Origin of the sequence: Pseudomonas crudilactis, assembly GCF_013433315.1 — a bacterium.
GTDB lineage: Bacteria > Pseudomonadota > Gammaproteobacteria > Pseudomonadales > Pseudomonadaceae > Aquipseudomonas > Aquipseudomonas crudilactis.
This window is the reverse complement of the sequence record NZ_WXVV01000004.1, coordinates 146,568-172,505: the sequence shown is the minus strand read 5'-3', so window position 1 is coordinate 172,505 and position 25,938 is coordinate 146,568. Positions and strand designations below refer to the sequence as shown.

Genomic DNA, 25,938 nt, shown 5'->3' with positions numbered 1-25,938 from the left:
TTGAAGCTGTTTCTTTGAAACAGTTTCCTGATAAAAGGATTGCCTCATGGCTCTCGACGTTCAAGAAAAAGCTCAAATCGTTGCTGACTACCAGCAAGCTGTTGGTGACACTGGTTCGCCAGAAGTGCAAGTTGCACTGCTGACCCACAACATCAACAAGCTGCAAGGTCACTTCAAGGCCAACGGTAAAGATCACCACTCCCGTCGTGGTCTGATCCGCATGGTAAACCAGCGTCGCAAGCTGCTGGACTACCTGAAAGGCAAGGATCTGGGTCGTTATCAGACTCTGATCGGTCGCCTGGGTCTGCGTCGCTAATCAGCGATTGCGCTATGAGGTTGGTTGTCTGTCGGACGTCTGCGGTTTACCGCAGACGCCTTGCAGGCTCCCAGCCTCAAGTTTTATCTGGATACACGTTTTACCCCGGACAACGGTTGGGCCGATTCCCGACATTGCCCAAGAATTCGCAAGAAACCAGTTCCCCCAAGAGCCACAAAGAAGGTAGGACACCGTGAACCCGGTAATCAAAAAATTCCAGTTCGGTCAATCGACCGTTACCCTCGAGACTGGCCGTATCGCCCGTCAGGCCTCCGGCGCAGTATTGGTCACCGTTGACGACGACGTCAGCGTATTGGTGACTGTAGTCGGTGCAAAACAAGCCGATCCAGGCAAGGGCTTCTTCCCTCTGTCCGTTCACTACCAGGAAAAGACTTACGCTGCCGGTAAGATCCCTGGCGGTTTCTTCAAGCGTGAAGGCCGTCCTTCCGAGAAAGAAACCCTGACTTCCCGACTGATCGACCGTCCGATCCGTCCGCTGTTCCCAGAAGGCTTCATGAACGAAGTGCAGGTTGTCTGCACCGTCGTTTCGACCAGCAAGAAGACCGATCCGGACATCGCTGCGATGATCGGTACCTCGGCTGCCCTGGCCATCTCGGGCATCCCGTTCGACGGCCCGATCGGCGCCGCTCGCGTTGCTTTCCACGAAAGCACCGGCTATCTGCTGAACCCGACCTACGAGCAGCAAGCTGCTTCGAGTCTGGACATGGTCGTTGCCGGTACTTCCGACGCCGTGCTGATGGTTGAATCGGAAGCCAAAGAGCTGACCGAAGACCAGATGCTGGGCGCGGTACTGTTTGCTCACGACGAGTTCCAGGTGGTGATCAACGCGGTTAAAGAACTGGCTGCCGAAGCTGCCAAGCCAACCTGGACCTGGGCTCCTGCGCCAGAAGCCACCGAACTGCTGGGCGCGATCCGTGCCGAGTTCGGCGATGCGATCTCCCAGGCTTACACCATCACCGTCAAGGCCGACCGTTATGCGCGTCTGGGCGAGCTGAAGGATCAGGTCGTTGCCAAGCTGTCCGGTGAAGAAGGCCAGCCTTCGTCCAGCGAAGTCAAAGCCGCTTTCGGCGAAATCGAATACCGCACCGTTCGCGAAAACATCGTAAACGGCAAGCCACGTATCGACGGCCGCGACACCAAGACCGTACGTCCGCTGAACATCGAAGTCGGCGTTCTGCCGAAGACTCACGGTTCGGCGCTGTTCACCCGTGGTGAAACCCAGGCTCTGGTAGTCGCGACTCTGGGTACTGCCCGTGACGCACAGCTGCTGGACACCCTGGAAGGCGAGAAAAAAGACCCGTTCATGCTGCACTACAACTTCCCTCCGTTCTCGGTGGGCGAGTGTGGTCGCATGGGTGGCGCTGGTCGTCGTGAAATCGGTCACGGCCGTCTGGCCCGTCGTTCGGTTTCGGCCATGCTGCCAGCCGCTGACGTGTTCCCGTACACCATCCGTGTGGTTTCGGAAATCACCGAATCCAACGGTTCGAGCTCGATGGCTTCCGTTTGCGGCGCTTCCCTGGCCCTGATGGACGCTGGTGTGCCGATGAAAGCACCGGTTGCCGGTATCGCCATGGGTCTGGTTAAAGAAGGCGAGAAATTTGCCGTCCTGACCGACATCCTCGGTGACGAAGACCACCTGGGCGACATGGACTTCAAAGTAGCCGGTACCGCCAAAGGCGTTACTGCGCTGCAGATGGACATCAAGATCAAGGGCATTACCGAAGAGATCATGGAAATCGCTCTGGGCCAAGCCCTGGAAGCGCGCCTGAACATCCTCGGTCAGATGAACCAGATCATCGGCCAGTCGCGTACCGAACTGTCGGCCAACGCTCCGACCATGATCGCGATGAAGATCGACACCGACAAGATCCGTGACGTTATCGGTAAAGGTGGCGCGACCATCCGTGCGATCTGTGAAGAAACCAAGGCTTCGATCGACATCGAAGACGACGGTTCGATCAAGATCTTCGGTGAAACCAAGGAAGCCGCTGAAGCAGCACGTCAGCGCGTTCTGGGCATCACCGCTGAAGCCGAGATCGGCAAGATCTACGTGGGCAAGGTTGAGCGCATCGTCGACTTCGGCGCATTCGTCAACATCCTGCCGGGCAAGGACGGTCTGGTGCACATCTCGATGCTGAGCGACGCTCGCGTAGAGAAAGTGACCGACATCCTGAAAGAAGGCCAGGAAGTGGAAGTGCTGGTACTGGACGTGGACAACCGCGGCCGTATCAAGCTGTCCATCAAAGACGTGGCAGCGGCCAAGGCTTCGGGCGTTTAATCACCCCCAGGCTTTAGCGCAATAAAAATGCCCCGCCGTGTAAACGGTGGGGCATTTTTTTGTCTGCGAAATATCGGAACATTCTGTGAAGTTGCCGGACTTCAAGACCGGTGCTAGGTTTAGCCCACCGCCCGTGTAGCTCAGCCGGTAGAGCAGCGCACTCGTAACGCGAAGGTCGCAGGTTCGATTCCTGTCTCGGGCACCACCTGCTTCAGCACTCTCACCCCCGCAAAAGCGGATTTATGTTCCGCAGGTCAGCTTTTTGTGGGAGAGATGTAAAGAGCCGTGTAATTCGTCATGCAAACGTCCTATATTCGGTGCCTGCATGAGCATCGCTTAGCAGTTTTCAGATGATCCCGAATGGTTCCGAAGGCCGGACAAATCCGCGTCAGAGAGATCCTTGATGATCCAGATCCATCCTCCATTCTTACGATCAGCGAGAACGCCATGACCGAATTAACTCAAGAGCAACGTCACGTACAGGCGCTGGAAAAGTACAAACTCGACGCCCCGCAGCTGTTGGAAGAGATCAAGGATCTCAGTCCCGATGATCAGAAAGATCAGATTCAGTGGGCCTTCGAAGACGAGGCTGAAGCGCAGGGCCTGCAGCCGTGGGAACTGACGCTCAAGTACACGAGCACGCCGGAGGAGTTCGAGGCGCAGCGCCTTGTGCTGCACAAAGAGGCGGCCGAAGTGCTGGGTGTCGATTGGGAAGAGTACTGCGAGATGAATAATCTGGTGGTCTGAAACAAAAACGCCAGCCTCAACCGGGCTGGCGTTTTTTATTGCGCGAGGTCTTCAGAGGCTGAGGCGCATCGACAGATCCACCGCTTTCACATCCTTGGTCATCGCGCCAATCGAGATGTAGTCCACCCCGGTTTCGGCGATCGGCAGCAGCGTGCTTTCATTGATGCCGCCGCTGGCTTCCAGTTTCGCCTTGCCGCCGTTCAGGCGCACGGCTTCACGCATGTCGTCCAGACTCAGTTCGTCGAGCATGATGATGTCGGCGCCGGCGGCCAGTGCTTCCTTCAATTCATCCAGACTTTCCACTTCGACTTCCACCGGTTTGCCCGGCGCAATCTTGTGCGCGGCGGCAATGGCTTGTGGAATGCCACCGCTGGCGGCGATGTGGTTTTCCTTGATCAGGAACGCGTCGTACAGGCCGATGCGATGGTTGTGGCAGCCACCGCAGGTCACCGCGTATTTCTGCGCCAGACGCAGGCCCGGCAGGGTCTTGCGGGTGTCGAGCAGTTTGACCTGAGTGGTGCCCACGAAATCGGCCAGGTACTGCGCGCGGGTGGCTACACCGGAAAGCAACTGCAGGAAGTTCAGCGCACTGCGTTCACCGGTCAACAGCGAACGGGCGGGGCCTTCCAGATGAAACAGCGGTTGATTGGGCTTCACTCGTTCGCCATCGACCACTTGCCAATGTACTGCCACTCGCGGATCGAGCTGACGAAACACGGCATCGACCCACGCCGTGCCACAGATGACGGCTGCGTCGCGGGTGATGATGGTGGCTTTGGCCAGACGTTCGGCCGGGATCAGTTGCGCGGTGATGTCGCCGCTGCCGATGTCTTCGAGCAACGCACGGCGCACGTTGGCTTCGATTTCGGCGGTCAAATCGGCGAGACGTAGATTCGGCATAACGGGCTCCACAAACAAAGTGGTTCGATTATAGGGGCATGGCACGAGCCAACCCAAGGCGAGAACTTGCATGCTTGCCTGCATCCGGTCGATTTTCTTTGAGCAAACCCGGCCAGGCGTGGTCACTGAAAGGGCGGTATAGGGGAAACCCTGACGGCTATGGCGCCGGGTGCAAGTTATGAAAGATAATTCGCCTTGCATTTGACGTCATAGCTTTGACGTGCGGTGCGGCCAAAGTTGTTGAGACCTGTGGGAGCGAGCTTGCTCGCGAAAGCGCAGTGTCAGTCACCAACCATGTCACTGACAGATCGCCTGCGCGAGCAAGCCCGCTCCCACAGGAGGCTTGTGTTGAAAGTGACCGAACGAATCACCGTTTCAGGAGGCTTGGATGCACAACGACGGGAAAGTAGTGCCTTTGCACAAGGCTGCTACCGATCAGGCGAATCACTCGCCGCTCGCCCGCCTGCCTGTGATTCTGCTTCAGGTTCGCGACAAGGCTGCCCAGCAACTGCGTCACGGTCTGCAGGAACTGTTCGATAACGCCGACGACACGCTGTTTGAAATGGCTGATCGGGCGCGCAACGATGTCGAGCAGAACATCTTTTTCGAAGCCATGCGCGACCTGCGTCTGAAGCGCAAAAACATCGAGCGCGGTTTTCTCGAGCAATTCTTCGAAGCCTTCGTCGGTCTGACTCAGTACGATCCCACGCACAACGCACTGCCGCACGCCCTCAAGTACGACGAGTTCGCTCCGCGTAGCGACGACATGGAACGCAGTGTGGCGGTCGAGACCATGGTCGGTCGCGTACTCAAGCGTGACGGCTTCGCCCTGGATCAACTGACCGCGCGGCTTAATGCGCTGCTCAGCAACCCGCTCGACGATCAGCACAACCCGCTCGGGCCGGCCATGCTCTGTGAGTTTTTCCTGCAGGCCGGCCGTAACCTGGGTGTGGAAATCAAGGTCAAGCTGATCCTGCTCAAACTGTTCGAGCGCTATGTATTGGCCGACACCGAACAACTTTACGCTGAAGCCAATCAACTGCTGCTCGCCACCGGTGTGCTGCCGGAGTTGAAACCAGCCCCGGCCCGCCGGGCGATTGATCGTGCGATCGTCAACGTGAACAGTGAGGAGAGCGACGACACGCCGCCAGTCGACGAAAGCGTGCAGGAAGTTTTCGCCGCGTTGCAGCAATTGCTAACGCACGTACGCGGCAGTGTCGCACCGACGCTGGAGTCCAGCATTGCGGCGCAACCCATCTCCACTCGCGACCTTTTACGTCTGCTCTCGCACTTGCAACAGTACGTGCCGGCGCTGGCGGCTCAGGATGACTTCGATCTGCGCAATCAGCTCGAGCAGCTGCTGACCCGCGTCAGCGTCAGAAGTGGCAAATCGCGGATCGTCGGCGATGCGGACGAAGACGTGATCAACCTGATCGCCATGGTCTTCGACTGCATTCTTGAAGACCGCAATGTGCCGGATTCGCTCAAGGCTCTGATCGCGCGGTTGCAGATCCCGATGCTCAAGGTCGCGGTGCTCGACAAGAGTTTCTTCAGCCGCAGCACGCATCCGGCGCGGCGCCTGCTCAACGAAATCGCTGAGGCGGCGATGGGCTGGGGCGACTGCGACGGTGAGGCGCGCGACAGTTTGTACCTGCGCATCGAACAAGTGGTGCAGCGGCTGCTGACTGACTTTGTTGATGATCCGGCGATTTTCTCCGAGTTGCTGGCTGATTTTCTCGCGTTCACCAGCGATCAGCGCCGCCGCAGCGAGCTGCTTGAGCAGCGACTGCGTGACGCCGAAGAGGGGCGTGCGAAAACCGAACTGGCCCGGCGTCGGGTCGAACGGGCGTTGAATCAAGCGCTGCTGGGTAAAACACTGCCGCCGACCGTGGTTACCTTCGTCCGGGACGCCTGGAGCAAGGTTCTGCTGCTGACTTGCCTCAAGCATGGCGATCAGTCAGCTGAATGGCAGGCCGATGTGCAAACCATGGAGCAATTGATCTGGAGTGTGCAGCGTCATGCAGACACTGAATCCAGTCTGCGTTTGCTGGCGCTGGTGCCGGGTTTGCTTAAGTCGCTGCGGGATGGCCTGACCAGTTCTGCGTTTGATCCGTTCGCCACCAGCGAGTTTTTCAGTGAGCTGGAAGCCTTGCATGTGCGGGTGCTGGAGCGTCCTGTCGAGGCGGATCCGGCCGCGCCGATGATCGAGGTGTCGCAGCAGATCGTGCTGCAAACCGCCGATGAGGGCGGCGTGGCGCTGACGTCGGTACGCTTGCCCCACGACGCTGCGGGTCTGCGCCAGGTCGAGCAACTGCGTCTGGGCAGTTGGGTGGCGTTTCAGGAGGACGATGAACACAGTCTGCGTTGCAAACTCGCGGCGATCATCGAAGCCACCGGTAAATATGTGTTTGTCGATCGCACCGGCATGAAGGTGCTGGAACGCAGTCGCCTTGCGCTGGCCGAAGAATTCCAGCGCGGTGCGGTGCGTGCACTGGATGACACCTTGCTGTTCGATCGGGCGCTGGAGTCGGTGCTGGGTAATCTGCGGCGACTCAATCGCGGCAAGTGATCGCGCGCCGGGGGCCGATCACGGCATACTGGGTGCCAACACAGTCGGCGTTGAAGGAATCGGTATGCAGTTGGATCCCGCTAGCGGGTGGTGTCACGGGGTGCAGGTCTGCCCATCGCCCAACTTCAATGAACGTCCTGCGGGCGAAATTTCCCTGTTGGTCATCCACAACATCAGCCTGCCGCCGGCGCAGTTCGCCACGGGCAAGGTGCAGGAATTTTTCCAGAATCGTCTGGATGTCACTGAACATCCCTACTTTGCAGGGATCGCCGACTTGCGCGTCTCGGCGCATTTTCTGATTGAGCGTGACGGCAAGGTCACGCAGTTTGTCTCCTGTCTTGAGCGGGCGTGGCATGCGGGTGTATCGGTGTTCGAAGGGCGCGAAACCTGTAACGATTTTTCCGTGGGCATCGAGCTCGAAGGCACCGATGATCTACCGTTCACCGACGCGCAGTATCAGGCGTTGACGGCGTTGACCCGCCAGTTGCAAAGCACATTTCCGGCCATCACCGGCGCCCGCATTTGTGGGCACAGCGACATAGCACCCGGGCGTAAGACCGATCCTGGCCCGGCATTCGACTGGGCGCGTTACCGCGCAGCCCTGGCACAAGAGGAAGGACAATGAGTTTTCTGGTGTTACTGCTGGCGTTGTGGATCGAGAAGTTTTCGGCCCTGCGTCATCGGGTTCAACGCGATGGCGGATGGATCCGCGAACTGAACAAGCTCGAAAGCAGCGAGCGGCTGGCGAAGCAGCCCTGGCTGGTGCTGACGATTCTGGTGCTGTTTCCGGTGGCGCTGCTGGCGTTGTTGCTATTGGTACTGGAGCCTGTGGCCTACGGCTTGCTGGCCTTGCCGGTACATTTGCTGGTGGTGATTTACAGTCTGGGGCGTGGCGACTTGCTCGGCGGCCTCGGGCCGTTCCGTGATGCCTGGCGCCGTGAGGATCTGCAAGCCGCTGCGCATGTGGCCAAGCGCGATCTGGACATCTGCGCCGACAGTGGCGAGCAACTGCTTGAGCGTGTGCAAGGGCATCTGTTGTGGCAGGCCTACCAGAGCTTTTTTGCGGTGATCTTCTGGTATTTCGTGCTCGGCCCGGTGGCGGCATTGGCGTATCGCCTGTTGGCGCTTGCGCAAGAACACGGGCAGAACCCGGCGCTGGTCGAGCGCGCCGCGCATCTGCGGCATGCCTTCGACTGGCTGCCGGTACGCTTGCTGGCGGCGAGTCTGGCGCTGGTCGGCAATTTTGTCGCGGTCAGCCGGGTGATGCTGCATGAACTGCTCAACTGGAACATCAGCGCGGCGCAACTGATCAATCGGGTCGGTTTGGCGGCGGGTGAAATTCCACCTCCCGTGGTCGGGCCGGAAGGCATCAACACCCTCGATTGCCTGTGGGAGCTGCTGCTGCGTGCGGCGGTGCTGTGGTATGCCGGATTTGCCTTGTGGACAGTTCTGATCCACTGATTTCCAGAAAGAACAAAATATCGCAGCCTGCGACAGCTCCTGCAGGAGATGTGTGTTTCGCGGGCTGCGATGTCGTTAACCTTAAGTTACAAAACCTCCCTCCGATTTGAGCTATACAGAGATGGCGCTCGATAGTGGCTATCTGCTTTCGCCCCGCGCCTGCCAATAAAAACAAGAAAAACCAAGGGAGACTTCCAGTGAAGAGCTTGCTCTATCCCGCTGTCTCGCTGATGAACCGTCTGAGCTTCGGCATGAAGTTCAGCCTGATCAGCGTGCTGTTCCTGGTGCCGATGCTGGTGACCAATTTCTATCTGGTGCGCGATTCCTATCGCGAATTCCAAGGCACCCGCGTCGAGCTGCAAAGCCTTGATCTGCTGGGCAGCAGCGTGGCCCTGCGCCGGGACCTGGAAACGCTCAACAATCTGGTGCAGATCAACGTCACCCTCGGTCAGTCTGGCAAAGCCGGGAATGTCGAAGCGCAGATCACCAGCCTCGAACAAGCGGTACTGGCGCATCTGCAAAGGCTGACGGCGATGACCGATGATCCCGAGCAGATCAAGGTGTTCGACGGCAAACGCGACGAAATGATCGCCGCATTCAAGGCGCAGCAAACGGAAAACTCGCTGCAAAGCAAAAGCGCGTTGATTGGCAAACTGCTGGCCAGTGCGCAGATATTCAGTCAGATCATCACCAGTCAGGCCGGCCTGAGCCGCGACAACCAGAGCGACATCCGTCAGCTCAGCGAACTGGTCACCCTGATCACCCCGACGGTCACGCAAACCCTTGGCGAAGGCCGGGCCATGGGCTCGTATTCGCTGGGCCAGGGTTTTCTCAACAGCTCTTCAAGCACTCGTTTCGATGAGTTGTTGGTGCAGATCGAGAAACTCCAGGCCGAGTACGCTCTGAAACTGCAGGATGCGCTCGGCTCGAGCAAAGCTGCGCGCGAACACCTCAGTGCTGCGGCTGACAGCAGCAAGGCCTCGTTGAAACAGGCCAGCGAACTGTTCGAAGAGCAGGTCGTCATGGCCGACACCCTCGATGCGCCGTGGCAGGCTTTTTACGATCAGGTCACTGGGCTGATCGGCAAGACCTATGAGCTCAACGACGCCACGCTGAAATTCCTCGACACTCAATTGCAGCAGCGTTTGGCGCAGAACCGCACACACATGCTTTTGCAGGCTGTGGCCCTGTCGGTGGTGTTCGTATTGATTTTCTACCTCTACGGCGGTTTCTACGCCTCGACCCGCACCACGCTTAAACGCCTTGGGGCGATGATGGACAAGGTCGCGGCCGGCGACATGACGGTCAACTTCAAGGCCAACAGTCGTGATGAGTTAGGTGAGTTGGGCGAAGTGTTCAACGGCACGGTGAAGAAGATTCACGACTTGATCGAGCGGGTGGGGCAGACCGTCGGTGAGGTCGAGCGTCAGGCCGGGCAGGTTGAAAATGTTTCGGCGCAGAGCAATCAGGCGGTCGCAGGGCAACGTACGCAGATCGAACAAGTGGCGACGGCGATGAACCAGATGTCGGCGACCTCACTGGAGGTGGCGCGCAGTGCCGCCGCAGCGGTAAGCAGTGCCCACAGCGTGAATGACGAGACCATCAGCGGTCGCGGCCTGGTCGAATCGCAACAGGGCAGCATTGCTGCACTGGCCAGCGAAATCGATCAGTCGGTGCTGGTGATCAACCAGTTGGCCAGCGACAGCCAGGCTATCAGTCGCGTACTGGAAGTGATCAAAAGCATCGCCGAACAAACCAACTTGCTGGCGCTCAACGCCGCGATCGAAGCGGCGCGCGCTGGCGAGCAAGGACGTGGTTTTGCCGTGGTCGCCGACGAAGTGCGCACCTTGGCCAAACGCACCCAGCAATCGACCGAAGAAATCGAACAGATGATCGCCAAGCTGCACGGCGGCGTCGGCGCGGCGGTGAAGGCCATGGGCGTCAGCCATCAGATGGCCAACGGCACGGTGGGGCAGTCGGAAAAAGTCCAGCAGGCGCTGGAAAACATCCTCGGGGCTGTGGGCATGATCGTCGATCAGAACCAGCAGATTGCCGCCGCGGTTGAACAGCAAACGGCGGTGGCCCATGACATCGACCAGAACATCGTCGAGATCAACCGCGCCGGCGAGCGCACCGCGCAAGGTGCGCACCAGACCGAAGATGCCAGCCGGGCGCTATCAGCCCAAGTTGTCGAGCTTAAACAACTGATCAGCGCCTTCCGCGTCTGAGCCAACCCCCCTGTGGGAGCGAGCCTGCTCGCGAATGCAGTCTGTCAGTGTCATCGCTGTCACCTGACACAGCGCTTTCGCGAGCAGGCTCGCTCCCACAGGGGCCGCATTTTTCAGAACTTTTTGTAGTACTTTTTCACTTCACGTCGTAAGCCCGATCCTGTTTTCCTCCGGGCTCTGGCGTTTCCCCATCATTAGGCCAGTATCCATGCTCATCTGATCGCGAAGAGGAGTCCGCTCATGTCCGTCGCAACCCTGGGAGTCCAGGGCCGTTGTGCTCATTGTCAGACTACGCTGGCGCTCAAACCCTGGCAGCTCAATGCCATCTCGATCAACGAACCGTTCACCTGCGAGCATTGCCAGAAAACCCTCGAGCTGCGTTGCCCAAAACAGATCAAGCGCTTCAAGTCCCTCGATTCGCTGGCGTTACTGCGCTTCAGCGCTTCGGTGACGGTGTGTACCGCGCTGTTTGTGGCGTTAGTGATGGAGTGGGTGGGGCTGCTCAGTGTTACCGAACAATTGAACGCGTCGTTGATCACGATTTTTGTGTACTTTCTGGTCGTGCGTTATGCGCGCCAGCGTCAGCATCTGACGCTGCTTCTGGAGGCCGCCAAGGCGCACGCCGACTGATTACCAGCCAAACACTTCGCAGCTGTTGGCGGTGCTGGCGGCGGCCAATTGTTGCGGGCTGATCTTCATCAGTTCGGCCAGCGCCGCGCAAATGGCCGGCAAGTGCGCAGGGCTGTTGCGCAGGCCGGGAAACATCGCAGGCGGCATGTCTGGTGAATCGGTTTCCAGCACGATCGACTCCAGCGGCAGTTCCGCCAGCACCCGATGCATGCGCAACGCCTGCGGCCAAGTCGGCGCGCCGCCCAGACCCAGTTTGAAACCGAGTTTGATGTACTCCCGCGCCTCTTCACGGCTGCCGGCAAAGGCGTGGATGATCCCCGCGCGTTTGAGCTTGTAGCGTTTGAGCGTAGCGATGATCGCCGCATGGCTACGGCGAACGTGGATTAATGCCGGTAATTGGAAATCCGCGGCCAATTGCAGCTGCGCCTCGAACAGCGCCTGTTGCCGCTCGCGGTCGAGGGTTTCGATAAAGTAATCCAGACCGATCTCGCCCACCGCACACAACTGCCGATGACCGCGTAATCGAGACAGCCAATCACCAAGCGCCGACAAATCTTCGGGACGATGCTGATCGAGATACACCGGGTGCAGACCAAACGCTGCGTACAAATCCGCATCGCCCTGCACCAGATCCCAGACCCGTTGCCAGTTACCTTCATAGACACCCAACACCACCATCCGCCGCACCCCGAGCGCGCGGCTTTCGGCGAGCAACGCCGAGCGATCGGCGTCGAAGTCGGGGAAGTCGAGGTGGGTGTGGCTGTCGATCAGCTCCACGGTTCAGTCCCGGTGAATACGCTGCTTGAAGGTCCGCGCAATGGCCTGCACGCCGGGCTTGTACTCCGACTGCTCGACCGCAGCCAGCGCCAGTTCCAGCGCCTTGTCGGCGATCAATTGGTGTTGTTGAGCCATGGCGTTGACCGGCAGCGGCAGGAAATCCAGCAACTGCGTATCGCCGAAAGTGCCGAGGCGCAGTGGCCGCGATTTCAGCGGGAAGTCATGCAGCGCATCGAACACGCCCTGCAACAGCACGTAGGAAGTTGTCACCAGTGCGTCGGGCAAATGCCCCAGACGTTGCAGGAGTTCTTCCATCAACTGCTTGCCGCATTCACGACTGAAAGACTCGGCGTGTTCGACCAGCACTTCGCCTTTGAAATCGACCAGCGCTTGTTTGAACCCGGCAGCCCGCTCCTGGCTGATGCTTAGTTCCGGACGCGCACCGAGCAGTACGATCTGCTTCGGTTGCGGGTCAAGCAAGCTCTGGGTCAGGTGCTGACTGGCTTCGCGGTCGTCACTGATCACCGAGCAGAAATGCTCGGGTTCCATGACCCGGTCGATGGCGATGATCGGCGTGCCTTTGGCCTGCAACTGACGATAACTGTCATCACCGGCCGGCAGGCAACTGGCAACGATCAGCGCATCGCAACGGCGCGCGCGGAACAGTTGCAGCAACTGGCGCTCGCTGTCAGGCGCATCATCGGAGCTCGCGATCAGCAACTGATAGCCGCGCGCGCGCGCACCTTGCTCGAGCAGTTTGGCGATCCGCGCGTAACTGGGGTTTTCCAGATCCGGCAGAATAAAGCCCAGCGTGCGCGTGTGCCGACTGCGCAGACCGGCCGCTTGAGGGTTTGGCGTGAAGCCGTGCAGATCGACCACCGCCCGCACCCGCTCGACGGTGGCGTTGCTGATGCGTTGCTGTTCGGCCTTGCCGTTGATGACGTAGCTGGCGGTGGTCACGGACACTCCGGCCAACCGCGCGATATCACTGAGTTTCAACCCGGGATTTCCTTGTTTTTTCGAGCTTGCCGCGACATTTTCGCCAATCCTACCCGATTAGGGCAGGCGACCATTGTCGCAGCGCATCCGACAAGTTGGACTTCAAGGATGGGACATTATCGAGTAACGTGCCGATCAATCTAGATTAAACGTTTCAGCAAGCGTATTTTCTACGTTTTAGACGTCTTTGGCCGGTTCTGCCGTGAAACCGCCAAAACTGCCGCCAAAAAGCAAAGCGGTAAAGCGCCTAAGCTGCAAACCATTCAAAACAATACCTGGCACTCATAAAGCGCCAAAAAGGAGATCGCATGCTCGAGCTCACTATAGAGCAGATATCCATGGGCCAATCGGCCGTGGATAAACCCGCTGCGCTGCAACTGCTCGCCAATCACCTGGTGGCCGATGGTCTGGTTGCCGACGGTTACCTCGCTGGATTGCAGGCACGGGAAGCCCAGGGCTCGACCTTTCTCGGTCAAGGTATTGCCATTCCCCACGGAACGCCGGAAACCCGCGATCAGGTATTCGCCACTGGCGTGCGCCTGATGCAGTTTCCCGAGGGCGTGGATTGGGGTGATGGCCAGATCGTTTATCTGGCGATTGGTATCGCCGCCAAATCCGACGAACACCTGCGCCTGCTGCAACTGTTGACTCGCGCCCTCGGCGAGACCGATCTGGGCCAGGCCCTGCGTCGTGCCAGTTCGCCTGAAGCGTTGCTGAAACTGCTGCAAGGCGCGCCGCAAGAGCTGGCGCTGGATGCGCAGATGATCGGCCTCGGCGTTTCGGCCGACGATTTCGAAGAGCTGGTCTGGCGTGGCGCGCGCCTGCTGCGTCAGGCCGATTGTGTGAGCAACGGTTTCTCGGCGGTGCTGCAACAGGTCGAAGCGCTGCCGCTGGGCGATGGTTTGTGGTGGTTGCACAGCGAGCAAACCGTGAAGCGTCCGGGCCTGGCGTTCGTCACCCCGGACAAACCGATGCGCTACCTCGGCCAGCCGCTCAGCGGTCTGTTCTGTCTGGCCAGCCTTGGCGAAGCACATCAGGCGCTGCTCGAACGATTGTGTGCGTTGCTCATCGAAGGTCGCGGCCACGAGTTGGGGCGCGCCACCAGCAGCCGCAAAGTTCTCGAAGTGCTCGGTGGTGAATTGCCCGCCGATTGGCCGAGTGCGCGCATTGCGCTGGCCAACGCCCACGGCTTGCACGCGCGTCCGGCGAAGATCCTCGCGCAACTGGCGAAGAGTTTTGATGGCGAAATACGCGTGCGCATCGTCGACGGTCAGGACAGTGCTGTGTCGGTGAAGAGTTTGAGCAAACTGCTCAGCCTCGGCGCCCGTCGCGGTCAGGTGCTGGAGTTGATTGCCGAGCCGAGCATCGCTGCCGACGCTTTACCGGCGTTGCTTGCCGCGATCGAAGAAGGCCTTGGTGAAGAAGTCGAACCGCTGCCAGCGGTGAGTCAGCAGCGCGAAGTGATCGCCGACATCGCCGAAGTACTGATCGCTCCGGCATCCGGCGCACAGTTGCAAGCAATCCCGGCAGCACCCGGCATCGCCATCGGGCCTGCGCATATTCAAGTTCAGCAAACCATCGATTACCCCTTGCGCGGCGAGTCCGCCGCCGTCGAGCGCGAACGTCTCAAGCAAGCGCTCAGCGATGTGCGCAGCGACATTCAGGGCCTGATCGAACGCAGCAAAGCCAAAGCCATCCGCGAGATTTTCATCACCCATCAGGAAATGCTCGACGACCCGGAACTCACCGACGAAGTCGACACCCGCCTCAAGCAGGGCGAAAGCGCCGAAGCGGCGTGGATGGCGGTGATCGAGGCGGCTGCCAAACAACAGGAATCGCTGCAAGACGCGTTGCTCGCAGAGCGCGCGGCGGACTTGCGTGACGTCGGTCGCCGCGTGCTGGCGCAACTGCGTGGCGTGCAGACTGCGAGCGAGCCCGAGCAACCCTACATTCTGGTGATGGACGAGGTCGGTCCGTCCGACGTCGCACGGCTGGACCCAGCGCGCGTGGCGGGGATTCTCACCGCACGCGGCGGCGCCACGGCGCACAGCGCCATCGTCGCTCGTGCTCTCGGGATTCCAGCGCTGGTCGGCGCTGGCGCGGCGGTGTTGTTGCTGGCGCCGGGCACACCGTTGCTGCTCGACGGCCAACGCGGTCGCCTGCACGTCGACGCCGATGCGGCGACCCTGCAACGCGCCACCGAAGAACGCGACACCCGTGAGCAACGCCTGAAGATTGCCGCCGAACAACGCCATCAACCGGCACACACCACTGACGGTCACGCCGTTGAAGTGTTCGCCAACATCGGCGAAAGCGCTGGCGTGATCAGTGCGGTGGAGCAGGGCGCCGAAGGCATCGGTCTGCTGCGTACCGAACTGATTTTCATGGCCCACCCGCAAGCGCCCGACGAGGCCACGCAAGAAGCCGAATACCGCCGCGTCCTCGATGGCCTCGCCGGTCGCCCATTGGTGGTGCGCACGCTCGATGTCGGCGGCGACAAACCGCTGCCGTATTGGCCGATCGCCAAGGAAGAAAACCCGTTCCTCGGCGTGCGCGGCATTCGCCTGACCTTGCAGCGCCCGCAGATCATGGAAGCGCAATTGCGCGCCCTGCTGCGTTCGGCGGATAACCGTCCGTTGCGAATCATGTTCCCCATGGTTGGCAGCGTCGAAGAGTGGCGCCAGGCCCGCGACATGACGGAGCGTCTACGTCTGGAAATCCCGGTCGCCGATCTGCAACTGGGGATCATGATCGAAGTGCCGTCCGCCGCTTTGCTCGCGCCGGTGCTGGCCAAGGAAGTCGACTTCTTCAGCGTCGGCACCAACGACCTGACCCAGTACACGCTGGCCATCGACCGTGGTCACCCGACGCTGTCGGCGCAGGCTGACGGCTTGCACCCGGCGGTGCTGCAACTGATCGACATCACCGTGCGCGCGGCCCATGCCCATGGCAAATGGGTCGGCGTTTGCGGTGAACTGGCGGCAGATCCGCTGGCGGTGCCGGTGCTGGTCGGCCTCGGTGTCGATGAACTCAGTGTCTCCGGGCGCAGCATTGCTGAAGTGAAAGCGCGCATCCGCGAACTCAGCCTGACCCAGGCGCAAACCCTTGCTCAACAGGCCCTGGCCGTGGGCAGCGCGAATGAAGTGCGCGCATTAGTGGAGGCCCTGTAATGGCCAAGATTCTTACCCTGACCCTCAACCCGGCGCTCGACCTTACCGTCGAACTGCCACGTCTGGAGGCCGGTCAGGTCAATCGCAGCGACGAGATGCACACCCACGCCGCCGGCAAAGGCGTGAACGTCGCTCAGGTGCTCGCCGACCTCGGCCATCAACTGACGGTCAGCGGGTTTCTCGGTGAAGACAATTTGCAAGCGTTCGAAACCCTGTTCGCCAAGCGCGGTTTTGTCGACGCGTTTATCCGCGTGCCGGGTGAGACGCGCAGCAATATCAAAGTCGCGGAACAGGATGGCCGCATCACCGACATCAACGGCCCGGGGCCGGTGGTCGACGCGGCTGCACAGCAAGCGTTGCTGGAGCGTCTGGTGCAGATTGCGCCGGGTCACGATGCGGTGGTGGTCGCCGGCAGTTTGCCGCGTGGCGTGACGGCGCAGTGGTTGCGCGAGTTGATCGAACGGCTCAATCAGCTCGGCCTGAAAGTCGCTCTCGACTCTAGTGGCGAAGCATTGCGCGAAGCTTTGAAAGCCAGTCCGTGGCTGATCAAACCGAACACTGAAGAACTCGCCGACGCGCTCGGTTGCGACGTGGTTTCTCACGCGGCAGAAGCTCAGGCAGCGGCGCGTTTGCATGCCCAAGGCATCGAACACGTGGTGATTTCCCACGGTGCTGATGGCGTGAACTGGTTCAGCGTCGGTTCGGCACTGCACGCCACGCCACCGAAGGTCAGCGTCGCCAGCACGGTTGGTGCCGGCGACTCGTTGCTGGCCGGCATGCTCCACGGTCTGCTCAGCGCCGACACGCCTGAACAAACCCTGCGCACGGCCACCGCGATTGCGGCGATGGCGGTGACCCAGATCGGTTTTGGCATCAACGATGCCGCGCAACTGGCGCAGCTCGAACAGGGCGTGCGCGTGCGTCCCCTGACAGAACAATAAGAGGGTTTGTCATGAAATTAGCCATTGTTACGGCTTGCCCGAACGGCATGGTCACCAGTGTGCTGTGCGCGCGTTTGCTCGATGCGGCGGCGCAGCGTCAGGGCTGGAGCACCAGCGTTGAAGTGGTCGATGCGGCGCACCCGGAACGCGAGTTGTCGGCGGCGACCATTGCCGCGGCCGAGTGGGTTTTGCTCGTCGCCACCGGCGCGGTCGACATGACGCGTTTTGTCGGTAAACGTGTTTTCCAGATTGCCCCGGCGCAGGCGTTGCAGGATGTTGAAGCGGTGCTGCGTCGTGGCGCAGAAGAGGCTGAGGTCTACGTTGCCAGCGCGGCTGAACCGGTCGCTGATGCGCCACGTGCACCGCGCATCGTCGCGATTACCGCCTGCCCGACCGGTGTCGCCCACACCTTCATGGCCGCCGAAGCCTTGCAGCAAACCGCCAAGCGCCTGGGCTATGAACTGCAGGTCGAAACCCAAGGCTCGGTGGGCGCGAAAACCCCGTTGAGCGCAGCGGCGATTGCCGAAGCCGACGTGGTGTTGCTGGCGGCGGATATCGAAGTCGCCACCGAGCGTTTCGCCGGCAAGAAAATTTATCGCTGCGGCACCGGGATTGCCTTGAAACAGTCCGAAGCCACGCTGAAAAAAGCGCTGGCCGAAGGTGTTGTGGAAAGTGCTGCGGGTGACGCCAAGGCACCGGCCAAGCAAGAAAAAACCGGCGTCTACAAACACCTGCTGACTGGGGTGTCGTTCATGCTGCCGATGGTCGTGGCCGGCGGTTTGATGATCGCGCTGTCGTTCGTGTTCGGCATCACCGCGTTCAAGGAAGAAGGCACGCTGGCCGCTGCGCTGATGCAGATCGGCGGCGAAACTGCGTTCAAGTTGATGGTGCCGTTGCTGGCCGGCTACATCGCCTATTCGATTGCTGACCGTCCGGGCCTGGCGCCGGGGATGATTGGTGGTTTGCTGGCGAGCACGCTGGGCGCGGGGTTTATCGGTGGCATCATCGCAGGGTTTATTGCCGGCTACGCGGCCAAGGCGATCAGTCGTTATGTAGCGTTACCGCAGAGTCTTGAGGCGCTGAAACCGATTTTGATCATCCCGTTGTTCGCCAGCCTGTTTACCGGTCTGGTGATGATCTACGTGGTCGGTAAACCGGTCGCCGGCATGCTCGGGGCGCTGACGGGTTTTCTCGACAGCATGGGCACCACCAACGCGATTCTGCTCGGTGTGCTGCTCGGCGGCATGATGTGCGTCGACCTCGGCGGGCCGATCAACAAGGCCGCGTACGCGTTCTCGGTGGGACTGCTGGCGTCGCAGAGTTATGCACCGATGGCCGCGACCATGGCAGCGGGCATGGTGCCGCCGATTGGCCTGGGCATTGCCACGTTTATTGCGCGGCGCAAGTTTGCTCAAACTGAACGCGAGGCCGGCAAGGCTGCCTTCGTGCTGGGGCTGTGCTTTATCTCCGAAGGTGCTATTCCGTTTGCCGCGAAAGATCCGTTGCGGGTGATCCCGGCGAGCATTGCCGGTGGTGCGTTGACTGGCGCTTTGTCGATGTATTTCGGCTGCAAACTGATGGCGCCGCACGGTGGCTTGTTTGTGCTGGCGATTCCGAATGCGATCAATCATGCGTTGTTGTATTTGCTGGCGATTGTCGCGGGGAGTTTGTTGACGGCTGTGGTCTATGCGACGGTCAAACGCCCGGAAGCCGTTGAGCTGGCGCTGGAGCCGGCGAAGACTTAACTGCCTCCACAAAGCCCCTGTGGGAGCGAGCTTGCTCGCGAAAGCGGTGTGTCAGCGAATAAGATTTCGACTGATAGGACGCATTCGCGAGCAAGCTCGCTCCCACATGGGTTGTGTGGTGTGTCTGGTGTCATTTCCGGGTCATGTGAACATGCTTAAGTTTTCCTTTTTTCAGGGAGAACACCATGAGCGATTTCAACCCCGGTCGCCGGCGTGTCATGCAAGTCGTCGGCGCCGGATTGCTGATGCCAGGCCTGGCGCCGGCGGTGATTGCTTCGGTCAAGGACCGCCCGCAACTGACCGATGGCGTGCAGTCCGGCGACCTGCAAGGCGACCGCGCGATGATCTGGAGCCGCAGCGATCGTCCCGCGCATATGGTGGTCGAGTGGGACACTCGCAGCCAGTTTCGTCACCCGCGCCGGGTGGTCTCGGCGCTCGCCGATGCCCGCAGCGACTTCACCGTCCGCGTTGAGCTCACCGGGCTGCCCGCCGATCAGGCGATTTTCTATCGCGTGTACTTCAAGGATGCCCGCACCGGCGTCGCCAGCGAACCGTGGCTCGGCCACCTGCGCAGCGCACCGACGGCACGGCGCAATATTCGTTTCGTCTGGAGCGGCGACACCGTCGGCCAGGGCTTCGGCATCAACCCGGACATCGGCGGCATGCGCATCTATGAAGCCATGCGTCTGCGCCTGCCGGACTTCTTTATCCACAGCGGCGACACGATCTACGCCGACGGCCCGGTGCCTGCACAGCTCACCACCGAAGGTGGCCGCATCTGGCGCAATCTCACCACCGAAGCCAAGAGCAAAGTCGCGCAGACCCTCGACGACTATCGCGGCAACTACCGCTACAACCTGATGGACGAAAACATCCGCCGCTTCAACGCCGAAGTGCCGCAGATCTGGCAGTGGGACGACCATGAGGTGGTCAACAACTGGTCGCCGGGCAAGCAACTCGACGAGCGTTATCAGGAGAAAGATATCCACACCCTGGTCGGCCGTGCACGTAAGGCCTGGCTGGAATATTCACCGATGCGTTTGCAGGCCGCCGACGGTGGTGGGCGGATTTATCGCAAGATCAATTACGGGCCGATGCTCGATGTGTTCGTGCTCGACATGCGCAGTTATCGCGGCGCCAATGACGACAACCTTGGCGCGGCGAAACCGTTCCTGGGTCGCGAGCAACTGGACTGGCTCAAGCGCGGCTTGAAGAAATCCAAAGCCCAGTGGAAGGTCATTGCCGCCGACATGCCAATCGGCCTTGGCGTGCCGGATGGCGAGGTCAGTCCGGGTGTCCCGCGTTGGGAAGCGGTGGCTAACGGTGACCCGGGACCGGCTCAGGGGCGCGAGGTGGAAATCGCCGAATTGCTCGGCTATCTGCGTGCGCAGCAGGTGCGCAATTTTGTCTTCCTCACGGCAGATGTGCATTACTGCGCGGCGCATCACTATCACCCGGATCGCGCGGCGTTTCAGGATTTCGAACCGTTCTGGGAGTTTGTCGCCGGGCCGCTGAATGCCGGGAGCTTTGGGCCTAATCCGCTGGATAAGACCTTTGGTCCGGAGGTGGTGTTCGAGAAGGCGCCGCCGGTGCAGAACACTTCACCGTTTGCCGGGTTTCAGTTTTTTGGCGAGGTGAATATTGAAGGGGGGAGTGGGGAGATGAGTGTGGTGTTGCGGGATTTGAATGGGGTGGCGGTTTTTGAGCAGAGGTTGCAGCCGGTTTGAAGATCAAGAGCTAACCCTCACCCCAGCCCTCTCCCGGAGGGAGAGGGGGCCGACGGAGGAGTCTGAAGAGGTACGTCGACCTGAAACACCGTGTCGATTATGGATTCGGTAAAGCAGTCGCAGGTCGGCGTACATCTCAAGCATCCCCCAATCAGTCCCCTCTCCCTCCGGGAGAGGGTTAGGGTGAGGGGCTCTTTAATAGACGTCGCGGCGGTAACGACCCTGCTCAATCAACCGCTCCACTTCGGCTGCCCCGAGAATGTCGTTAAGCACCTGATCAACCCCCGAAGCCATCCCCTGCAAACTGCCACAAATGTAAATCACCGCCCCGTCCGCCAGCCACTTCTTCAACTCGTCAGCCGATTCACGCAAGCGATCCTGCACATAAACCTTCTCCGCCTGATCCCGCGAAAACGCCAGATCCAGCCGTTCCAGATCACCATTGATCAGCCACTCTTCCAGCTCGGCGCGGCAGAGGAAATCGTGTTCACGATTGCGCTCGCCAAACAGCAACCACTGGCGCTGTTGACCATCGGCAATCCGCGCCTTGAGCAAACTGCGCAGCCCGGCCAGACCGGTGCCGTTGCCCAGCAGAATCATCGGCACGGGTTCGTTCGGCAGATGGAAGCCACTGTTGCGTCGCACCCGCAAACTGATGCTGCCACCCACTGGCGCATGCTCGGTCAGCCAGCCGGAACCAATGCCGAGGCTGCCATCCGAATGCTGTTCCTGACGCACGATCAACTCCAGCACGCCGTCGGCTGCAATCGAGGCGATCGAGTATTCGCGCATGGCCAACGGCACCATTGCATCGACCAGTGATTGCGCATGCAAACCGACCAGATGTGCACGGTGTTCCGGCAACTGCCGCGACGCCAACGCGACTTCCAGCGGCTCGTCGAGGCCGTTGATTTTCACCATGGTCTCGCCGCGAATGCCGAGGCCGTCGAGGAAATGCTCGATGGCCCACGGGCAGTTGCGCGGCAGCACTTCGACCAGATCACCGGCCAGCCAACTGCTGGTGTTCGGTGCGCTCAGGCTCAACAAGTAAACCGGCGCACCGCTGCTGTCCGGGTTCATCAGTTCGCGGCGTACCAGCGTCCAGTTGTCGTAACTCGGCGCTTGCCAGGTGTCGGCCGGTGCTTGCCCGGTGAGCAGGCCGAGTTGGGTTTGCCAGTGACGCAGGGCATACGGATCGCCGCTGTCGACTTCCACCGGGGCGAACAATGTCTTGCCGCCGTGCTCAGCCAACCACTGGTGCAGGCGTTTGGCGAAACCGCAGAAGTGCTGATATTGACGATCTCCGAGGCCGAGTATCGAGTAATTCAGACTGTCGAAGGTTGCCGCCTTGCTCAACACTTTGCGTTCGAATCCACGCGCGCTGTCCGGTGCTTCGCCGTCGCCAAAGGTGCTGACGACAAACAGTGCGTTGTTCGATTCACGCAGATCCTGCTCGCTGACATTCGCCAGCGGCTGCACCTTCACCGGCAATCCGGCTGCCTGCAATTGCCCGGCGGTCTGCCACGCCAGTTGCTCGGCAAAACCGCTTTGGCTGGCGAAGCCGATCAGCCATGCCGACGCATCGCCGGCCGGTTGCTCGAGACCTTGGCGCGCATCCTTTATCTGCTTTTTCTTGCGCCGACGATCGAGGTACAGCAGCCAGCCAGTGATGAAAAACAGCGGCATGCACACCGCCGCGAGGGTGATGATGATCCGCCCGGCCAGGCCGAAATAGCTGCCGACGTGCAGCGCATAAATGCTGGTCAGCAGTTGCGCCTTGAAGCTCTTGTCGGCGTAACGGTCGACACGTTTGACGATGCCGGTGGCCGGGTCGAGTGTAATCTGATTCAACGCGCGATCGTGCGGCGAGCTGTCGAGCAGATAGAACACGGTCGCCGGTTGGCCCGCGACGGCCGGCATACGGATGTTGTAGGCAGCCAGCCCCGGGCCGGCAGCGCTGTAGATGCTGCTCCACATCGCTGCGTAATCGGCAGTCGGCGCCGGGCCTTCCGGTGCCGGGCCACGACCGCCGCGCACGCGTTCGTTTTGCGGGGCATCGGAGAGCAATTTGGTCAGGCCTTTGTTGTACCACTCGTACGACCACGACAACCCGGTCAGTGCCAGCAGCAGATACACCAACAAGCACCATGTACCGGCTACCGAATGCAGGTCCCAGTTGAAGGCGCGGCCCTTTTTCTTCCAGTCCAGCGTCAGCCACACGCGCCAGCTGTTCCACTGCCGTGGCCAGCGCAGATACAAACCAGAGAGGCAGAAAAACAGCAGGATCAATGTGCAGGCGCCGGTGATGTTGCGCCCGGTATCGCCCATGGCGAGGAAGCGGTGCAGTTGCAGCATCAGGCCGAAGAAATCCTGGCCGACCGCATCGCCCATGAACTCGGCGGTGTATGGATCGAAGTAACGCATCTCGCCACGACGTTCGCCCTTGGGCGGGGTGAAGAACACTTTCGCGGCGTTGCCGCTGTCGGTCTCGACCCAAAGCATCGAGACTTTTTTGCCGGACGTGGCTTCGATGCGCTCGACCAGTTCCACGGGCGGCAGCACACCGGCCACCTGCTTTTCTACTTGCAGGACGGACGGATTCAGCGCCCGCAGGATTTCGTCCTGAAACGAATAGGCCGCGCCGGTGATGCCCATCAACGCCAGCACCAAGCCTGCGGTGATGCCAAAAAACCAGTGCAACTGGAACAGGGTTTTCTTCAACACGTCACTCGCCGTCCGTTCGGAAATTGTCTTCACGGCGCGCATTATGCCGTGGGTTATCGAGAAGCGTTCTTTATTACGCACAAAAGCCCCGTTCAATTGAATGAACGGGGCCGAGCCTGTTGATCACATCACCTGTGGGAGCGAGCTTGCTCGCGAATGCAATCTGTCAGTGACATGAAGGCTGACTGACCCACCGCTTTCGCGAGCAAGCTCGCTCCCACAGGTTTCACAGGTTCCACCTTTCTTAGAAGTGGAAGTTGGTGCTCAACAGCGCCGTACGGCCCGCCGCCTGGTTGGCGAAGTGGGTCGAGAAGGCTTTGTCGTAGTAGGTTTCGTTGGTCAGGTTCTGCACGTTGAGTTGCAGGTCGACGTTCTTGGTCAGCTTGTACGCGGCCATCGCGTCGTAACGAACATACGAATCAACCATGGTGGTGTTGGCCACGCTGCCGTACACGTCGTCGACGTAGAACGCACCGCCACCGATGGTCAGCTTCGGCGTGACCTGGTAAGTGGTCCACAGGCTGGCGCTGTTTTTCGGCGTGTTAGGCAGTTCGTTGCCATCGTTGGCCTTGCCCAGCGGGCCGCCGTCGACTTGTTCGCTGTCCATGAAGGCGTAACCGGCGAACACTTGCCACTTGTCGGTGATCTTGCCGCTGGCCGACAGCTCGACACCTTGCACACGGGTCTTGCCGGCGTTTTCGTACGAGGTGGTGTCGACTTGCACACGAGCGTTTTCTTTCTCGGTACGGAAGATGTCAGCGGTCAGCGACAGGCGATCATTGAGCAGATCCCACTTGGTACCGATCTCGTAGTTCTTGGTGGTTTCCGGCTCCATGTCGCTGCTCAGCAGGTTGCCGCTGCGATCCGGGGTGCCGCCCAACGGGTTGCCTTCCTGACCTTCGCCCAAGGTGTTGCCCGGCGGCGTGGCCGAGGTGGCGTAGGAGGCGTAGATGCTGCCGTTTTCCGCCGGCTTGTAGACGACGCCGAACTGACCGGTGACGAACTCGCTGGTGTCATCGCCCTTGGACGTGGTGGTGCCAGCGGCGTTGTAGCTCTTGTAGTCGGTATCGAAGTGGTCGTAACGCAGGCCCATGTTCACCAGCCACTGCTCGTTCAGCTCCAGGGTGTCGAACACGTACAGCGCGTAAGTGTTGGCCTGGGTGTCGGTGCCGGCGTAGTTGCGCGAGATTGCGCCGTTCCACGGATCGTTCGGGTTCGGGTTCGACAGCGAGGTGCAGTTGTAGTTACTCGACGCGCCGATCATCGACGGCGTGCAGTTGCTGCTCGCTGGCACGTTGGTGGTGCGCGGGGTCGTGTCGGTGTTGACGTTGTACGAAGACTTCTGGCTTTCCTCATGGGTGTATTCGACACCGGTGGAGAAGCTGTTCTTGAAGCCGGCAACGTAGAAGTTACCGAACAGGTCAGTCTGGTTGGTGGTGGTCTCGGTGTTGCTCACCCGAGTGTTGGCACGACGCCAGAGGCTGCCATTGTTGACGTTGCCCTTGCTGTCGTCCGGCTGGGTCAGGATGTAATCCTGCATGCTGGTGCCGTGGCGCAGGGTGTTCTTGATTGTCAGCGAGTCGCTCAGGTCATGCTCGATGGCGAAGGTCGCGGTGTCGGTGCGGCCTTTGCGGAAATCGCGATCGAGACCGTAGAAATTGCTGTGGTCACCGCCGGCGTACGGCTTGTCCGGATTGGACTTGGTGCGTGCAGCGGAGCCGCCAGCAGGAATGGTGTACGGCACGCCCGAATCCGGGGTGTCGTTGCTTTCGAGATGGTAGTAATCGAGGTTGACGCGGGTGTCGGTGCCCAGGCCAAACGCCAGAGATGGCGCGATGCCCCAGCGGTCGTAATCGACTTTGTCGCGACCGGCGACATTGCTCTCGTGGCTCATCAGGTTCAAACGGCCGGCAGCGGTGTCGCTGAACTGGTAGTTGCCGTCGAGGGTGTAGCGCTGGGTCTGGTCGGAGCCCCAGGTGAAACCACCGTCGAACGAGTTGCCCAAGTGCGCTTTCTTGCTCACTAGGTTGATGCTGCCGCCTGCCGCGCCGCGACCGCCGATGGCGGAGTTCGGGCCCTTGCTGACTTCAATGTTTTCGACGGCGAAGATTTCGCGGCTCTGCGAACCGGTGTCGCGCACGCCGTCGAGGTAGGTGTCGCCCTGGGCGTCGAAACCACGAATGAACGGACGATCGCCCTGTGGGTTGCCGCCTTCACCGGCGCCGAAGGTGATGCCCGGCACGGTGCGCAATGCGTCCTGCATGTTCAGGGCGCCGGTGTCTTTGAGCACTTGTTGCGGAATAACGGTGACCGAGCGCGGCGTGTCGACCAGCGGCGCGGTGTACTTGGGCGAGGAGGCTTTTTCGACCTGGTAGGACGTTGAGTCCTGCGCTTCGCCGGTGATAGCGGTGGCGTCCAGGGCGATGGCATTGCCGGTGGCTTTGCTGTCGGTTTTTTCCGCGGCGAACACCATCTGGCCAGCGGAGCCGGCGGTGATTGCCACACCAATTGCAGAGGCGAGCAGACGTGGTGAACTGACCGGTAATTGTGCGTGTTGACGTGCCATTTTTATTCCCCTCCCCAAGGATTTGAGGCCGCGGAATATAGGTTAAACAAGTATTCGTATCAATTGCGAAACATTGTTATTCGCACTGAATTTACATTCTTTACAATTTAACCTTACGGTTTTTGCCAGTTCGTTCGTC

17 protein-coding genes and 1 tRNA gene are annotated in these 25,938 nt (G+C 60.3%); 13 read left to right on the top strand and 5 right to left on the bottom strand.

All coding sequences use genetic code 11. The annotated features are described in order from the left end of the window. Nucleotides 1–46: 46 nt before the first annotated feature. The 4 genes from rpsO to GTU76_RS06445 all read left to right on the top strand — a co-directional run bounded on the left by rpsO (nucleotide 47) and on the right by GTU76_RS06445 (nucleotide 3,362). Nucleotides 47–316 (top strand): 30S ribosomal protein S15, encoded by a 270-nt coding sequence (gene rpsO, locus GTU76_RS06460; protein ID WP_003177875.1) that lies wholly within the window; start codon nucleotides 47–49, stop codon nucleotides 314–316. Nucleotides 317–509: 193 nt separating this feature from the next. Continuing rightward, a complete protein-coding gene (gene pnp, locus GTU76_RS06455; protein WP_016986494.1) occupies nucleotides 510–2,615 on the top strand; it encodes a polyribonucleotide nucleotidyltransferase in 2,106 nt (701 codons plus the stop codon). 129 nt (nucleotides 2,616–2,744) lie between these two features. Continuing rightward, a tRNA-Thr gene (locus GTU76_RS06450) sits at nucleotides 2,745–2,820 on the top strand. Between the two features lie 242 nt (nucleotides 2,821–3,062). Further along, nucleotides 3,063–3,362, top strand: coding sequence for a DUF6388 family protein (locus GTU76_RS06445; RefSeq protein ID WP_016986493.1), 300 nt, complete (start codon nucleotides 3,063–3,065; stop codon nucleotides 3,360–3,362). 51 nt (nucleotides 3,363–3,413) lie between these two features. On the opposite strand, the gene nadC is transcribed toward GTU76_RS06445, so the two are convergent. Continuing rightward, nucleotides 3,414–4,262 carry a carboxylating nicotinate-nucleotide diphosphorylase gene (gene nadC, locus GTU76_RS06440; protein WP_016986492.1) on the bottom strand — a complete coding sequence of 283 codons (849 nt, stop codon included), beginning with the start codon at nucleotides 4,260–4,262 and terminating at the stop codon, nucleotides 3,414–3,416. A gap of 388 nt (nucleotides 4,263–4,650) precedes the next feature. On the opposite strand from nadC, the gene GTU76_RS06435 reads away from it, so the two are divergent. From GTU76_RS06435 to GTU76_RS06415, 5 genes are all read left to right on the top strand, one after another. After that, nucleotides 4,651–6,831, top strand: a complete 2,181-nt coding sequence (locus GTU76_RS06435) for a DUF1631 domain-containing protein (protein WP_016986491.1) — start codon at nucleotides 4,651–4,653, stop codon at nucleotides 6,829–6,831. 64 nt (nucleotides 6,832–6,895) lie between these two features. After that, a complete protein-coding gene (gene ampD / locus GTU76_RS06430; RefSeq protein ID WP_016986490.1) occupies nucleotides 6,896–7,456 on the top strand; it encodes a 1,6-anhydro-N-acetylmuramyl-L-alanine amidase AmpD in 561 nt (186 codons plus the stop codon). Further along, entirely contained in the window at nucleotides 7,453–8,292 is an 840-nt protein-coding gene (gene ampE / locus GTU76_RS06425) for a regulatory signaling modulator protein AmpE (protein ID WP_016986489.1), read from the top strand. Before ampD ends, ampE begins: the two co-directional genes overlap by 4 nt. A 197-nt stretch (nucleotides 8,293–8,489) precedes the next feature. Then, nucleotides 8,490–10,520: a methyl-accepting chemotaxis protein gene (locus GTU76_RS06420; protein ID WP_175555359.1), complete on the top strand. Its 2,031-nt coding sequence runs from the start codon at nucleotides 8,490–8,492 to the stop codon at nucleotides 10,518–10,520. 240 nt (nucleotides 10,521–10,760) lie between these two features. Beyond that, the gene (locus GTU76_RS06415) at nucleotides 10,761–11,150 is read left to right on the top strand and encodes a hypothetical protein (RefSeq protein WP_175555358.1); all 390 of its coding nucleotides are present in this window, start codon (nucleotides 10,761–10,763) and stop codon (nucleotides 11,148–11,150) included. Here GTU76_RS06415 and GTU76_RS06410 read toward each other — a convergent pair whose 3' ends face one another. Both GTU76_RS06410 and cra read right to left on the bottom strand, forming a co-directional pair. Beyond that, nucleotides 11,151–11,927 carry a TatD family hydrolase gene (locus GTU76_RS06410; protein ID WP_180698270.1) on the bottom strand — a complete coding sequence of 259 codons (777 nt, stop codon included), beginning with the start codon at nucleotides 11,925–11,927 and terminating at the stop codon, nucleotides 11,151–11,153. Between the two features lie 3 nt (nucleotides 11,928–11,930). Further along, nucleotides 11,931–12,926 (bottom strand): catabolite repressor/activator, encoded by a 996-nt coding sequence (gene cra, locus GTU76_RS06405; RefSeq protein WP_180698269.1) that lies wholly within the window; start codon nucleotides 12,924–12,926, stop codon nucleotides 11,931–11,933. A 308-nt stretch (nucleotides 12,927–13,234) separates the two neighbouring features. Here cra and ptsP point away from each other — a divergent pair, with 308 nt between their 5' ends. The 4 genes from ptsP to GTU76_RS06385 all read left to right on the top strand — a co-directional run bounded on the left by ptsP (nucleotide 13,235) and on the right by GTU76_RS06385 (nucleotide 20,509). Further along, the gene (gene ptsP / locus GTU76_RS06400) at nucleotides 13,235–16,096 is read left to right on the top strand and encodes a phosphoenolpyruvate--protein phosphotransferase (protein ID WP_180698268.1); all 2,862 of its coding nucleotides are present in this window, start codon (nucleotides 13,235–13,237) and stop codon (nucleotides 16,094–16,096) included. Next, a complete protein-coding gene (gene pfkB / locus GTU76_RS06395) occupies nucleotides 16,096–17,037 on the top strand; it encodes a 1-phosphofructokinase (RefSeq protein WP_016986483.1) in 942 nt (313 codons plus the stop codon). Before ptsP ends, pfkB begins: the two co-directional genes overlap by 1 nt. Before the next feature lie 11 nt (nucleotides 17,038–17,048). Beyond that, nucleotides 17,049–18,782, top strand: coding sequence for a PTS fructose-like transporter subunit IIB (locus GTU76_RS06390; protein WP_180698267.1), 1,734 nt, complete (start codon nucleotides 17,049–17,051; stop codon nucleotides 18,780–18,782). Between the two features lie 185 nt (nucleotides 18,783–18,967). Further along, nucleotides 18,968–20,509, top strand: coding sequence for an alkaline phosphatase D family protein (locus GTU76_RS06385; protein ID WP_180698266.1), 1,542 nt, complete (start codon nucleotides 18,968–18,970; stop codon nucleotides 20,507–20,509). Nucleotides 20,510–20,704: 195 nt separating this feature from the next. On the opposite strand, the gene GTU76_RS06380 is transcribed toward GTU76_RS06385, so the two are convergent. Together GTU76_RS06380 and GTU76_RS06375 are read right to left on the bottom strand one after the other, a co-directional pair. After that, complete coding sequence (locus GTU76_RS06380; protein ID WP_180698304.1) at nucleotides 20,705–23,233, bottom strand: PepSY domain-containing protein; 2,529 nt, start codon at nucleotides 23,231–23,233, stop codon at nucleotides 20,705–20,707. Between the two features lie 244 nt (nucleotides 23,234–23,477). Beyond that, complete coding sequence (locus tag GTU76_RS06375) at nucleotides 23,478–25,799, bottom strand: TonB-dependent receptor (protein WP_016986479.1); 2,322 nt, start codon at nucleotides 25,797–25,799, stop codon at nucleotides 23,478–23,480. Nucleotides 25,800–25,938 lie beyond the last annotated feature (139 nt).